Source organism: Kurthia massiliensis, from assembly GCF_000285555.1.
In the GTDB taxonomy this organism is placed as follows: Bacteria; Bacillota; Bacilli; order Bacillales_A; family Planococcaceae; genus Kurthia; species Kurthia massiliensis.
In genome coordinates, this window is record NZ_HE610997.1 from 511,810 (window position 1) to 526,024 (window position 14,215).

12 protein-coding genes are annotated in these 14,215 nt (G+C 40.2%); 1 reads left to right on the forward strand and 11 read right to left on the reverse strand.

The annotated features are described in order from the left end of the window. Positions 1–55 precede the first annotated feature (55 nt). From KMHG_RS06900 to zapA, 6 genes are all read right to left on the reverse strand, one after another. Positions 56–1,768: a long-chain-fatty-acid--CoA ligase gene (locus KMHG_RS06900; RefSeq protein ID WP_010288210.1), complete on the reverse strand. Its 1,713-nt coding sequence runs from the start codon at positions 1,766–1,768 to the stop codon at positions 56–58. Positions 1,769–1,948: 180 nt separating this feature from the next. Further along, positions 1,949–2,356: a DUF350 domain-containing protein gene (locus KMHG_RS06905; RefSeq protein ID WP_010288212.1), complete on the reverse strand. Its 408-nt coding sequence runs from the start codon at positions 2,354–2,356 to the stop codon at positions 1,949–1,951. Positions 2,357–2,371: 15 nt separating this feature from the next. Then, positions 2,372–4,741 carry an endonuclease MutS2 gene (locus KMHG_RS06910; protein ID WP_010288214.1) on the reverse strand — a complete coding sequence of 790 codons (2,370 nt, stop codon included), beginning with the start codon at positions 4,739–4,741 and terminating at the stop codon, positions 2,372–2,374. A 13-nt stretch (positions 4,742–4,754) separates the two neighbouring features. Next, on the reverse strand, positions 4,755–6,461 hold the full coding sequence (polX, locus tag KMHG_RS06915) for a DNA polymerase/3'-5' exonuclease PolX (protein WP_010288215.1): 1,707 nt from the start codon (positions 6,459–6,461) through the stop codon (positions 4,755–4,757). Between the two features lie 59 nt (positions 6,462–6,520). After that, complete coding sequence (locus tag KMHG_RS06920) at positions 6,521–7,060, reverse strand: CvpA family protein (protein WP_010288217.1); 540 nt, start codon at positions 7,058–7,060, stop codon at positions 6,521–6,523. Further along, on the reverse strand, positions 7,053–7,325 hold the full coding sequence (zapA, locus tag KMHG_RS06925) for a cell division protein ZapA (protein WP_010288218.1): 273 nt from the start codon (positions 7,323–7,325) through the stop codon (positions 7,053–7,055). The genes KMHG_RS06920 and zapA overlap by 8 nt, the downstream gene beginning before the upstream one ends. 93 nt (positions 7,326–7,418) lie before the next feature. On the opposite strand from zapA, the gene rnhC reads away from it, so the two are divergent. After that, positions 7,419–8,351, forward strand: coding sequence for a ribonuclease HIII (gene rnhC / locus KMHG_RS06930; RefSeq protein ID WP_010288219.1), 933 nt, complete (start codon positions 7,419–7,421; stop codon positions 8,349–8,351). A gap of 48 nt (positions 8,352–8,399) precedes the next feature. Here the strand turns inward: rnhC and KMHG_RS06935 are convergent, their stop codons facing one another. The 5 genes from KMHG_RS06935 to KMHG_RS06955 are packed head-to-tail and all read right to left on the reverse strand — an operon-like array spanning position 8,400 to position 14,085. Then, on the reverse strand, positions 8,400–10,187 hold the full coding sequence (locus KMHG_RS06935; protein WP_010288221.1) for an ABC transporter substrate-binding protein: 1,788 nt from the start codon (positions 10,185–10,187) through the stop codon (positions 8,400–8,402). A gap of 30 nt (positions 10,188–10,217) precedes the next feature. Further along, positions 10,218–11,132, reverse strand: coding sequence for an ABC transporter permease (locus KMHG_RS06940; RefSeq protein WP_010288224.1), 915 nt, complete (start codon positions 11,130–11,132; stop codon positions 10,218–10,220). 30 nt (positions 11,133–11,162) lie between these two features. After that, complete coding sequence (opp4B, locus tag KMHG_RS06945) at positions 11,163–12,125, reverse strand: oligopeptide ABC transporter permease (RefSeq protein WP_010288225.1); 963 nt, start codon at positions 12,123–12,125, stop codon at positions 11,163–11,165. 2 nt (positions 12,126–12,127) lie between these two features. Beyond that, positions 12,128–13,078 (reverse strand): ATP-binding cassette domain-containing protein, encoded by a 951-nt coding sequence (locus KMHG_RS06950; RefSeq protein ID WP_010288226.1) that lies wholly within the window; start codon positions 13,076–13,078, stop codon positions 12,128–12,130. Beyond that, positions 13,075–14,085, reverse strand: coding sequence for an ABC transporter ATP-binding protein (locus KMHG_RS06955; protein WP_010288227.1), 1,011 nt, complete (start codon positions 14,083–14,085; stop codon positions 13,075–13,077). Before KMHG_RS06955 ends, KMHG_RS06950 begins: the two co-directional genes overlap by 4 nt. Positions 14,086–14,215: the final 130 nt, after the last annotated feature.

The window sequence follows — 14,215 nt, forward strand, 5'->3', positions numbered from 1 at the left end:
AAAATGAATGGTTATTCATTCACATCTCCATCATAAATGCTACTGGTAACTTTTGTCAAGCAAGGTTATCATTTTGTTTTGCTTTTTCTTCATCCACTAACTGTCTACGTAAAATTTTACCGACAGCAGTTTTCGGTAGTTCTTCTCTGAACTCGTAAATACGAGGCACTTTATACGCTGCTAAATTTTTACGGCAGTAGCGATTAAGCGAAGCTTCATCTACTTCTGCATCTTCTTTTAGTACGATAAAGGCTTTCACCGTTTCACCGCGATATGGATCTGGCACACCAATGACAACACATTCTTGAACAGCATCATGTTCGTAAAGTACTTCTTCTACTTCACGTGGATAAATGTTATAACCACCTGCAATAATAATATCTTTTTTACGATCCACGACGAAGAAATAACCATTTTCGTCCATGTAACCCATATCGCCGGTTAACAACCAGCCATCGCGCAGTGCTTGCGCCGTTTCTTCTGGGCGATTCCAGTACCCTTTCATCACTTGTGGACCTTTGACACATAACTCGCCAACTTCTCCGATTGGCATTTCTGTCATCGTCGTCGTATCCATAATGGCCGCATCGGTATCTGGCCATGGCACACCAATCGAGCCTTTGACACGTTGGTCGTACCAAATGAAATTACTATGCGTAACTGGTGAAGATTCGGTTAAACCGTAACCTTCAACGAGCTTACCACCTGTAATCGCTTCAAATTGTTCTTGCACTTCTACAGGTAGCGGTGCAGAGCCACTAATACATGCTTTAATCGACGATAAGTCATATTTTTTTAAATCGGGATGATTTAAAATACCGATATAAATCGTCGGTGCCCCTGGGAAAAGCGTCGGGCGTTGCTTATCAATCGTTTTAAGCATTTCTGTCGCATCAAATTTTGGTACGAGCAGCATTTTAAAGCCCATCATAACGCCGAGCGCGAGAACCGTTGTCATTCCATATACGTGGAAAAATGGTAACACTCCGAGTACGACATCTGGTTTCCGTTCTTCTGGTGGAATTCGAAGATCGGTCGTCCATGTCGCACAAGCTTGGACGTTTGAGACGATATTGCGATGTGTTAACATCACACCTTTCGGAAAACCGGTCGTTCCCCCTGTATATTGTAAAAGCGCGAGATCATTTTCAAAATCAAATGTCGGGTCGGGTGATACAGGTGTCGCATCACTCGTTCTCAATATTTCACTAAATAAATGATTTGCCCCTTGATGCTTGACCGACACTTTGAAACCGTATTCTTTTGTTTGCATAAATGGATATACGACGTTTTTCGGGAACGGTAAGAAATCTTTTAACCCCGTTACGACAATATGCTCTAAGTCGGTTTGTTTCCATGCTTTCATAATACGTGGATATAAAATGTCTAACGTCACGATCAGCTTGGCACCTGAATCTTTTAGTTGATATGCTACTTCCCGTTCCGTATATAACGGATTCGTCATAACGACGGTACATCCTGCGTACATGGCGCCGAAAAAGCTAATAACAGCTTGCGGTGTATTTGGTAACATAATCGCAATACGGTCGCCTTTTTTCAGTCCGAGTGATGTTAAATAGTTCGCGAACTGATACGCATATTGCTGTAGCTCTTTAAAGCTAATTTCCTTGCCCATAAAATAAATCGCTACGTTGTCTGGTGTGCGTTCCGCTACTTCTGTTAAATATTGTTGTAGTGGAATCTTTCTATAGTTGAGCGTCGTCGGTACTTCTTTCGGATAACTATTAAGCCAAAGTTTCTCAGTCACTTGCAACACCCCTTTGCAACAAAATGTTAAAAACTTACTCTCAGTATAAAATACATATACATAAAATTCAATGAATAGCGGCTCATTTTTTCGTATTTTCGAGAATATAACGTGTATAAAATAGCAATTTATCATTTCCTTATCAAAAAAAAGACTTACCGCAATGGTAAGTCTTTCACATTATGGGATCGTTGAGCCGATCACGAACGATAATCCGATGGAAATTGCAAAAGAAATAAAACCGACAGCGCGATTATCTTTTGCGATTTCTTCATCTACATTCAGTTTTGGTGTCACGAACTCAAACAATAAATACGCCACAATCAGGAGGACAAATCCGAACATACCCCACCCCACCATTTCTAATAGTGATGAGTGATGTTCAATAGAATAACGAAATACGTTGCAAATACCGATGATTTTACCACCCGTTGCAAGGGCAACAGCAACATTGCCATTTTGGATTTCTTGCCAGTTTTTATATCGTGTTACGACTTCAAACATCGCCATCGCGACGAGTAAGCATAACAATACGACCGTATAGTAACCGGTCATCTCTACGACTGGATGTTGCCAAAACGATGTCATCGATATGCCTCCATTCTATTTAAATTCAACAACTGTCACACCGTAGCCGCCTTCATTGGCATTTCCGTAGTGATAGTTTTTCACACGAGGATGACGTTTGAGTAGTTGTTGAATGCCTTCACGTAATGCACCTGTACCTTTACCGTGGATAATCGATACTTGGTGATAGTTTGCTAACAATGCATCATCTAAATATTTCTCTGTACGATGCATCGCATCTTCGTAACGTTCCCCACGTAAATCTAGCTCTAACTTCACAGCTTGGCTACGATTACGGACTGTTGAAACGTTGACCGTATCTTTTACTTTTTCAGGTTTGATGTATTCTAAATCTTCTTCTGGTAATTTCATTTTTAAAATACCGATTTGTACGTGCCACTCACCTGATTTATCTTTTTTCAGTAATGTACCACGTTGTCCATAGCTCAATACTTTCACTTCATCGCCGACTTGTAATGTTTGTGCACGGGCATTCAATTGACGTTGTTTTTTCAAGATGCGATTTTCTGGCGCTGGAGCTGCACTTTCAAGACGTTTACGTGCATCAATAATTTCGTGCTCTTTAACCGCTTGGTTGGCACGATGTTGCATTTTGTGCAACTCATCAATAATACTTTCGGCTTCTTGTTTCGCCTCTGCAACAATTTTACGCGCTTTTTCTTTCGCTTTTTTCGCAAGCTCGTCTTTCGTCGCTTCATATTCAGCAATTTTCGCATCTAAATCTGCACGTAACGCATTCGATTCTGCTAATAGACGCGCTGATTCTTCCGCGTCTTTTTCAGCTTGACGACGAGACGTTTCAAGCGATGCAATCATCGACTCTACTTCGTGCGTTTCAGTACCTGTATATGATTTTGCTGTTTCAATAATGTTATCTGGTAAACCTAAACGTTTTGAAATTTCAAAGGCATTTGAACGACCTGGGACACCGATTAATAATCGATATGTCGGACTTAACGTATCAACATTGAATTCCATACTTGCATTGACAACACCTGGACGGTTATAGCCATATGCTTTTAATTCTGGATAGTGTGTCGTTGCCATCACACGTGCACCGCGACCATGTACTTCATCTAAAATTGAAATCGCAAGTGCGGCCCCTTCTTGTGGGTCCGTACCAGCACCAAGTTCATCAAATAGCACAAGTGAATCATGGTCAAACTCATTTAAAATATCGACGATGTTCACCATATGACTTGAGAACGTTGATAAGCTTTGTTCAATTGATTGTTCATCACCGATATCGGCAAATAGCTGTGTAAATACTGCAAGTTCAGAGCCGTCTAGCGCCGGTACTGGTAAACCAGCTTGCGCCATTAACGTACATAAACCGATTGTTTTCAGCGTAACCGTTTTACCACCTGTATTCGGACCAGTAATGACGATTGCCGTCACATCATCACCGAATTCGATGTCGTTCGCTACTGCTGTATCGACATCTAATAGTGGATGGCGTGCTTTCGTTAATTTCATATAGCCACGATCATTCATTTTAGGCATCGTACATTTATGTGCTTGACCGTATTTTGCTTTTGCAAGGACGACATCAATTTCACCTAAAATTTGTACGAGTACGAATAAGCTATGTGCGACTTCTTGTACTTTTGCAGACAGTTCCATTAAAATACGGTCCACTTCTGCTTTTTCTTTTACTTTTAAGCCTTGAATTTCGTTGTTCGCTTGCACGACTGCATCTGGCTCAATGTATAGCGTTTGACCTGAAGCGGATTGGTCATGAATAACGCCACCGTAATGACTACGATATTCCGCTTTAACAGGAATAACGAAGCGATCATTACGAATCGTAATAATCGTATCTGATAACATTTTTGCTGCGCTACTACCGCGTGTTAAACTCGCTAGACGGTCACGCACACGACCTTCTTGCGTACGTAATTGTGTACGAATACTACGTAACGTTTGGCTTGCTGAATCCATCACTTTTGCGTTGTCATCGATACAGCTGTTAATTTCATGTTGTAAGCCTGTTAAAATTGGGAGCTCTTCTTTTTTCGCAACGAATAATGGAATACGTACTTCATCGTCTGCCTCTACGACTTCGATAAATTCGCGGAAAATACGACTCGCACGAATCGTACTTGAGATTTCCATTAATTCTTTTGGGCTGAGCATCCCACCGATTTGCGCACGACGCGCATGTGGACGGACATCGAAAATACCACCCATCGGTACGCTACCTTTAATGCGTAAAATCGATAATGCTTCGTCCATTTCTGCTAATAATTGTTGTACTTTCTCTAGTTCTGTTTCAGGCACTAATTTTTCGATGCCTTCTACACCGAGCGAGCACGTAGCAAATGTCGCAACTTGCTCACGTACTTTGTCAAACTCCAGTGTTTTTAATGCGCGATTGGCGATCATCTAAAAACGCCTCCTACTTCTTATTTAAAAACGTCATGAATTGTTCAAAGTCCCACGTATTGACGATTAGATCTTTGTGTAACCATGCTTTTTGTGCATATTTCGTACCGATATCCATATAGCGTAATTGCTCAATTGCATGTGCATCTGTATTAATAGCAATTGGCACACCTGCTGCTGCCGCCATTTCTAAATGTTCGACGCATAAATCGAGTCGGTACGGATTTGCATTCAACTCTAAAATTTTACCATATTCTTTCGCCCATGCAATGAGTTGTGCAACATCTGGGTTATATCCGTCACGTTGATGAATGACGCGACCTGTCGGATGCGCAATCATATCGACATGTGGGTTTTTCATTGCGTTGTGTAAACGTTCCATAATTTGTTCTTGTGGTTGTGAAAAACTTGAATGAATCGACGCAATGACGAAATCTAAATCTGCCATGACTTCATCTTTAAAGTCTAAAGAACCATCTGGTAAAATGTCCATTTCCGTTCCGCGTAATAAATGGAAATCAGGGTGCGCATGATTGAACGCTAAAATTTCTTCTTTTTGTTGTTCAAGACGTTCTGGCGTTAAACCATTTGCAACTTTTAAATATTGTGAGTGATCGGTAATGACCGCATATTTGTATCCTTTTTCAATGAGTGCTTCACCCATTTCACGTACCGTATGCGCACCATCGGACCACGTCGTATGCATGTGTAAATCCGATTGGATATCTTCAAGCGTTACTAAATCCGGGATATATTCATGTTGCTCAAATTCAGCATGTCCTGCACGTAATGTAGGTGGAATAAACGGTAAATCAAAGTGATTGAAAAATGCTTCTTCCGTTTCGAACGTTAATACCGAGCCGTCTGGTTGTTCTACACCGTATTCGCTAATTTTTTCGTTGCGTTCTTTCGCAATTTGACGCATGCGAACATTATGTTCTTTTGAACCTGTAAAATGATGCAACGCTGTCGGATATTCAGCATCTGTAACGATACGGAAATCGACGTTTGCTGGATCATCACCTGTTAAAACGACTGAAATTTTCGTATCGCCTGCAGCAATGATTTCCGTATAAGCAAGCTGTGCTAACAATTTTTCTTTGACAATAGCTGGCTTGCTCGATGCGATAATGAAATCGATATCTTTGCTCGTTTCTGTGACACGACGGAATGAACCTGCAACAGAGAAACGGTCAATTTCTTCGATACTCGCAAGCACGTCATTCACTTCGCGGACATTGACTTCTAATTGCCATACTGGATGACGTTCTGAACGTTTGCCAAACGTTTCAAGTTCTTTTAATAATTTTTCGACCGTTTTTTTACCGAAGCCAGCCAGTTCACTCACTTGTCCTGATTCACAAGCAGCTTTTAAACTTTCTGCTGAATCTACGCCGAGTTCTTTGTATAACTTCGCAATTTTTTTACCGCCTAAGCCTGGAATTTTAAGGAGTGGTGGTAACCCTGCCGGCACTTCTTGTTTCAATGATTCTAAATCACGCGACACGCCTGTCTCTAGCAAATCGTGAATCACGGTTGCAGTTCCTTTACCGATACCTTTTAATTTTGTGACATCATCGATTTCTTCAATACTACGTGGGTCATTTTCTAGCGCTGCTGCAGCTTTGCGGAATGCCGAAATTTTAAATGGATTTTCACCTTTTAATTCTAAATAAGTCGCAATTGTCTCTAATACGTTGACGATATTTTTTTTATGCATCTAAAAGTCTCCTTATAGCAAAACGAGCGTCCACAACAGTAGACGCCCGCTTTTCATTATTATTTCGTATAAACGAACCACAATTGTTGGAACATTGTCGAAATGAGTGGTGTATATTTAAGTATTAAGTTTGTTAAAATAGAACTGTCAATGAAATTCTGAATACTAGCAACCGGCAATAAAGCAAGGATGTAAAGTAAGAAGAATAACATGACGTACACTTGGATAAAGCCAAGTAATCCACCTAATAGACGGTTAAACCCACCTAGCACTGGGATATGCTGAATAAAATTGAATAATGATGCAATCACTTTAAATACAAACTTGACGATGAAGAAGATTAACACGAACGCCAAAATATTGTAAAACGTCTGCATCAAGTCTGCGCCGTCCATACCGAACTTTAACGCCGTGTCATCACTGACTGTCGGGTATGGTACGAGCATCACAAATTTTTCAGCTAATGGTTTATAGGCAAGTACTGCCACAATAAGTGCGATTACGAGGCCTACTAAGTTTACAAGTTGATACAGCACGCCACGACCTACGCCTGTAAGCACTCCTGCGATAAGTAATATAATAATGATTAAATCAATCATTCACGTCATCCTTTAATTTTTGAAGTTGTGCTTCTAACATTTCGATACGTTGTTTATATTGCATCGAGTCATTGACCGCGTTAACCGCCGTTAGAACAGCAAGCTTAGCAATGTCTAAAGAAGGGTTTGCGTTGCGAATCGCATGCATTTGTTCATCGACCGTACTCGCTACGTGCCGCATGTGGCTCGGGGATTCTGTCCCTACCATATTATAGGTTTGTCCATAAATTTTCACAGAAATACGATTTAAGCGTTGCTCCGACAATGCCCGTTCCCTCCTTCTAAATCCTATTTCTAATCATACCACGAAACGTATATTCATGTGAATAATCTGCTAAAAGAAAGGAATAGAAAAAAAATGGCTACTATCGTTTTAAAATTATCGAAAACAGATCAACAAAAAGTTCATGATTATTATAATGCCCAAGCTGTTCCAACAAAAGCACCAGGCGCGATCTTTATGGCGAAAACTGCTCATGCAACGATTACGTCTTATAAGTCTGGAAAAGTAATGTTTCAAGGTAACGAGGCGGCACAAGAAGCCAATCGTTTTGGTAATGTAGAAGCACCTATTACTACGACGTCATCAAAAGGCGATAAGCTCCCAGAAAACTTCGCAAATTTAAATGTCATCGGTTCAGATGAAACAGGAACAGGTGATTACTTCGGCCCAATGACCGTTGCCGCGGCGTATGTACCACAAGAAAAAATTGCACTGTTGCGTGAACTTGGCGTCAAAGATTCTAAAATGCTCACAGATGCAAAAATGCGCGACATCGCACCAGCGATTATGGCCGCTGTTCCACATACCGTTTTAACGCTACATAACGAAAAATATAATCGTGTCAAAGCGCAAGGATGGTCGCAAGGGAAAATTAAAGCCTTACTTCATAACCAAGCACTTCGTCACGTTTTATCAAAAATTGCACCAACAAAACCCGACTATATTCTAATTGACCAATTTGAAGAACGTGAAACCTATTATCGTCATATTCAAGAAGAAAAAGAAATCATTCGCGAAAATGTGTTATTTGCGACAAAAGCTGAACAACTGCATATGTCAGTCGCAGCAGCATCTATCATTGCCCGCTTCGCTTTCTTATCAGCGATGGATCAATTAAGTGTTGAAATCGGTGTCGATTTACCGAAAGGTGCTGGCGCGATCGTTGATGAAGCCGCTGCCAACATTTTATTGTCACAAGGTGAAGACGTCTTACAAACAGTCACAAAATGGCACTTTGCTAATACGACGAAAGCGTCACGTATTGCTTCACGCAAACGTATGCTGTAATACAAAAAGGAATCGCGCATGATGCACGATTCCTTTTTCATTTTTAAACTATTTTACTTTTTCTGGTGCGTCTGCAGTTACTTCAATATCTTGTAATTGAACACCGTCAACATACTTAACATCGTAGTTTTTCACACGATTGTTGACAGGAACGATTTCTGTACGGAAGTACATTGGAATTGTTACTGCTTGTTCACTCATGTATTCTTGCCATTTTGTGAATGCTTCAGCACGGTGATCCGCATCTAAAGATTCTTTTGAATCAATATCTGCTAATAAATCTTCTAACTCAGGCGTTGTGTAACGGCTGTAGTTGAATTGTGCGTTTTTCGCATATAAGCCGATTGGAGATGGGTTTGTACCTGTACCCCATGCAGCCATGAAGATGTCGATATCTTTGTCATCAGCTTGTACTTTATCGTAGAAGCTGTTGAATTCGATCGTACGACCAGTTGTTAATTCAACTTTGATACCAGCGTCTTTCCAGTTTTGGATGTAGAATTGAACGATTTTTTCATCTTTATCAGAACCTTGCATTGCTGCCATTTTGATTGTGAATTCTTTACCGTCTGGATCTTCTACATAACCATCGTTGTTTGTATCTTTGTAACCAGCTTCTTCAAGAAGTGATTTCGCTTTTTCAACATCGTATTTGTAACCTTCTAATGAATCATCATAGTATGTTTCAAATACTGGTGGAATTAATGAGTTTGCGCGTGTACGTAAACCATCATAGTAAGCTTCAGATACTTCTTCGATATTCATTGCGTAAGCTAATGCTTGACGTACTTTTGGATCTTTTAATTTTGCATCTTCGTTTACAACTACTTCGCCTTTTTTAGAATCCCATTTACCTAGTTTTACACCTAAGTAAGAGTAAGCTAATTCTGGGCGGCCAAGAATTTGAATGTTTTTAAGATCTTTTACATCTGCGTATGCATTTGCAGGATAGCTATCTAGTAAATCGTATTTACCAGCTTTCATTGCTGCAGCTGCAGAAGATGAAGGAACAACTTCAATGACAACTTTGTCTAATTTCGGTTGACCTTTCCAGTAGTTTTTGTTGGCAACCATTTGTACTGATTCACCATTAACAATTTTATCAACAACGAATGCACCAAGTGTTACAGGAGTTTTACGTACTTCGTCTGCTTTTACTAAATCTTTAATTTTAACGTTTTCAAGTTGGTGTTTAGGTGCTGCGTAGCCCCATAGACCGTCACCACCAGAGTAGATCGCTGGTGAAATTTTCTTAAATGAAATTTCCATTGTGTAATCATCGATTTTCTTAATACCAGAAATATCTTTTGCTTTACCATCGTGGTATTCTTTTGCACCGACGATGTTTTGGAAATCAGCGTCATAACGTACGCCTGTATAATCTTTATCAGCAATAATGTAGTAAGGGAAGATAACATCTTCGATTGTGAATGGTTTACCATCAGACCATTTCACGTCTTTCTCGATTGTTACTGTTGCTTTTTTCGCGTCTTCGTCTACAGATAATTTACCTAGACCAGTGTCCGCAATTAAGAAATCTTCTTTTGTGTCAAAAATTGAATTTGAAGTCCAGTTCATAATTGCAGCATCATATGCGTCTTTGTATAATTCCCAGTTGAAAATACCTTGGAACGGTGCATCACTTACAAGACCTACTTTTAATGTACCACCTTTAATTGCTTCTGCGTCATTTTCCGCAGTGTCAGGAAGCGCCGACGTATCGACTTTTTCTTTTTCGCTACCTTTATCTTTATCATCAGAACCGCCGCCACAAGCAGCTAGCACAAGCGTGATGATACCGACAAGAAGTAGCATGAGCCAATTCTTTTTCTTCATCCAATCTCCTCCTTAAAATCCCTTGTTTTGTTACCCCAATCTTTGTTTAGCATCTGCTGAACGACGTAATGCCTGTCCAACATAATTTATGCCAAGCATCAGTACTAAAATTAGCAATGATGCCGGTAACCATACCCACCACTTCTCAGCAATAACCGTTTGGTTGTTTGCGAAGCTGACAAGTGTTCCGAGACTCGGTGTTGAATCTGGTAAACCGAATCCTAAGAATGTAAGACCTGTTTCAATACCGACGTTGCCGGCGAAGTTTAATGTCATTTCAACGATTAATAATGAACTTAAGTTTGGCATAATGCCTTTAAACATAATCGCGAAATCACTCGTACCCATCGTTTTTGAAGCGCTCACGTAATCGCGGCGGCTTTCCGATAGTGCTTTACTTCGAACGAGCCTTGCGGTACCCACCCACATAAAGGCACTCATAATAATGATGAATGACCATACGTTATATTTAGGAATGATCGTCACGAATACGATGATGATCATTGTAGATGGTAATGTGATAATAAAGTCGATTAAACGCATAAAGAAGTTATCGACGAAGCCACCGTAGTAGCCGCAAATAATACCGACTGCAACACCAAGTACACCCGTAATTAATGTAATCGCAATGGCAATGACGATAGAGTTACGTGCCCCAACGATCAATTGGCCAAGTACATCACTACCACCTTGGTCTGCGCCGAGAATAAAGCCGTTTTCGCCCGGTTTGGCGAATTCATCTAGCAAGCTAATTTTCATCAGCTCTTCTTGGTCAATAAATGGAGTCCAAATCATTGACCCGAATATAATTAAAGCGACGACGATTAATGAACCCATCGCTAATTTATCTTTTTTAAACTCGCGCCAGATGACTTTAAATCCTGTTGCTGGCGTTGCTTCTAATTCTTGTTCCTGCAATTGTTGATCATTAAATTGTTGCTCCATGTTTATCACCTCTCGTTTCGGTTTTATGCATTACTCAATACGAATACGCGGATCGACAATACTTAAAATAATGTCTGATAACAGACTACCTAGTAATGCCAAGAAACCGTATAACATGACAAGTGCTGTAATAACACTGTAGTCACGTCCTTGAATTGAGTGAATGAATAGTTGCCCCATACCTGGGAAACCGAAAATCGTTTCGATAAATACAGAACCACCTAAAATGCCGGTAATTGAGAAACCTAAAAACGCTGCGATTGGTAGTAAAGAGTTACGGAAAATGTGGCGCGTATATACTTTACGCATCGGAATCCCTTTACTACGTGCTGTTTTCACGTAATCTTGCGTTTGTGAATCGATAATTTCTGAACGTAAGTATTGGATAATACCCGTCGTTGCTAATACTGCATATGTGACAGCTGGTAAAATTAAGTGATAAATTTTACTCCATAAGTAACCCGCTGTACCCGGTTCTTCACCGACTGATACTGTACCTGACGTTGGAAACCATTGTAGTTGGTAACCGAAAATGTATAGGAAGATCAGCGCTAGTACGAATGTTGGAATCGCATAGCTAACAAAGCTATATAACACGATTGATTTATCACGTAACGTATTTTGATAACGACCAGCGATAACACCTAATGGAATGGCAATTAAGTACGTTAAAATAACACTTAATAGCGATAACCATAATGTGTTCATGCCACGGTCACCAATTAGTGAGGCCACACTTACTTTAAATGTATAACTATCCCCAAAATCCCCTTGGAACATGTTGACGATCCAGTGCCAATATTGCATATACCACGGATCATTTAAACCTGCTTTTTCACGTAGCTCCTCAATCACCGCAGGATCTGTTTCTGGTGTAATTAACCCTGTAAACGGATCGCCCGGCATGAATTTCGCTAGTACGAAGATTAAAATACTTAGTACGAATAACTGCGGAATCATGATGAGCACACGACGTACAACTGTTTTCCACATCGTTATTCAGCCCCCTTTTCAGTGCCCATCATCGCGACGCTATGCGTTGGTGAAAGTTGTTTTAATGGGTACACTTTACCGTCTTGATCATAATATTTATGCGCATCTGCTTTATAAGTCGCTTCTACTTTTTGACGTTCTGCTTTACGTGCAATACGCGTTGCAGGTTCAATATTCGGAATGGCTGATAACAGACGATTCGTATAAATATGTTGTGGTGCGTTAAAAATATCATCACGTGTGCCGGTCTCAACGAAACGACCTTTATACATAATTGAAATATGGTCACACATATGACGTACAACGCCTAAGTCATGTGAAATAAATAAATAACTTAATCCGTATTCTGTTTGAATATCTTTCATGAAGTTTAATACTTGTGCTTGTACAGATAAATCGAGTGCTGATACAGGTTCATCTGCAATGATCATTTTCGGATTACAAGCAACTGCACGCGCAATACCGAGACGCTGCTTTTGACCACCTGAAAATTCATGTGGATATTTAACCATCGCTTCTTCAGACATGCCGACAATTTCTAACAGTTCAATGATGCGACGCGTTTCTTCTTGCGGCGATAAATTTAAAAAGTTACGAATCGGTTCGGCGATAATATCTTTTACACGTTTACGTGGATTCATCGCTGAGTGACTATCTTGGAAAATCATTTGAATATCGCGGTTAAACGCACTGTTACGTTTACGACGTTGATTCGTTACGTTTTCGCCTTCATAAATGACACTACCTGATGTAATTTTCTCAAGACCGATAATCGCTTTACCTGTCGTTGATTTTCCTGAACCTGATTCACCAACAAGACCGTACGTTTTTCCTTTTTCGAATTCCATCGATACGCCGTCTACTGCGTATACGTGGTCAACGACTGTATTGAAAAATCCGCCGCGAATTGGGTAATGGACGTTTAAATCTTTGACTTCCATGAATGATGTCATTGCACTACACCTTCTTTTTCAGCTTCAAAGTTGAATGTTTGCCAGCACGTGCATCGAACGGAATGACCCGGTGACACTTCATGCATTTTCGGATCTTGTTCGTGACTGTCTGCGCTCATCCATGGAATACGCGGTGCGAAACGACACCCCATACGTGGCATTTTCGTTAACGTCGGCACCATACCTTGAATGACTTGTAATCGATCGTGATCACGTTCTGTTTGTGGAATCGAATTCAGTAATGAGCGTGTATACGGATGTTTCGGATTCGCAAACAGTTCTTCTACTGGTGCAACCTCTACGACTTGACCTGCATACATAACAGCTACTCGCGTTGCAACTTCCGCTACGACACCTAAGTCATGCGTAATTAACACAATTCCTGCATTCGTTTCTGCTTGTAATTCTAGTAGTAAATCTAAAATTTGTGCTTGAATCGTTACATCAAGTGCCGTTGTCGGTTCATCCGCAATAATCAATTTCGGTTTACATGCAATCGCAATGGCAATCATGACACGCTGACGCATACCACCTGATAATTGATGCGGGAACTGACGAGCAACGCGGGTTGGGTTAATAATGCCTACTTGATCTAATAACTGTAATACGCGATCTTTACGTGCTTTCTCGTCCAATTTCGTATGGAATAGTAAACCCTCTTCGATTTGGTCTCCAATACGCATGAGTGGATTTAAAGCAGATAATGGATCTTGGAAAATAAAACCGATATCATTTCCTCGAATTTTATTCAGTTGATCTTCCGTATAATTGACAAGATTTTCACCTTTATATAAAATCTCACCGATTATTTTCGTATTCGCCGGCGGGTGCAGTCCAACGATTGATGTCGCTAATGTACTTTTCCCACAGCCGGATTCGCCAACGATCGCCAATACTTCATTTTCTTGCACTGTGATACTTACATCATCAATTGCATCATAATATGTATCCTTGATTCGAAAGCTTGTATATAGATGTTTAATGTCTAACAATGGCTTTTCTAACATATGCGCTACTCCTTTCCGAAGTCATTTACAAGATAGTCCGAAAAAATAATATTTCGTTAACCTAAATGTTATATTGTTTATTAATATAACATAAAAATCCGAATTGTCTATATATTTAGACAATAAAAAA

Coding starts and splice junctions, on each gene's coding strand:
- KMHG_RS06905 (WP_010288212.1), bottom strand. CDS start 2,356: ATGACATCGTTTTGGCAACATCCAGTCGTAGAGATGACCGGTTACTAT.
- KMHG_RS06910 (WP_010288214.1), bottom strand. CDS start 4,741: ATGATCGCCAATCGCGCATTAAAAACACTGGAGTTTGACAAAGTACGT.
- polX (WP_010288215.1), bottom strand. CDS start 6,461: ATGCATAAAAAAAATATCGTCAACGTATTAGAGACAATTGCGACTTAT.
- KMHG_RS06920 (WP_010288217.1), bottom strand. CDS start 7,060: ATGATTGATTTAATCATTATTATATTACTTATCGCAGGAGTGCTTACA.
- rnhC (WP_010288219.1), top strand. CDS start 7,419: ATGGCTACTATCGTTTTAAAATTATCGAAAACAGATCAACAAAAAGTT.
- KMHG_RS06935 (WP_010288221.1), bottom strand. CDS start 10,187: ATGAAGAAAAAGAATTGGCTCATGCTACTTCTTGTCGGTATCATCACG.
- KMHG_RS06940 (WP_010288224.1), bottom strand. CDS start 11,132: ATGGAGCAACAATTTAATGATCAACAATTGCAGGAACAAGAATTAGAA.
- opp4B (WP_010288225.1), bottom strand. CDS start 12,125: ATGTGGAAAACAGTTGTACGTCGTGTGCTCATCATGATTCCGCAGTTA.
- KMHG_RS06950 (WP_010288226.1), bottom strand. CDS start 13,078: ATGACATCATTCATGGAAGTCAAAGATTTAAACGTCCATTACCCAATT.
- KMHG_RS06955 (WP_010288227.1), bottom strand. CDS start 14,085: ATGTTAGAAAAGCCATTGTTAGACATTAAACATCTATATACAAGCTTT.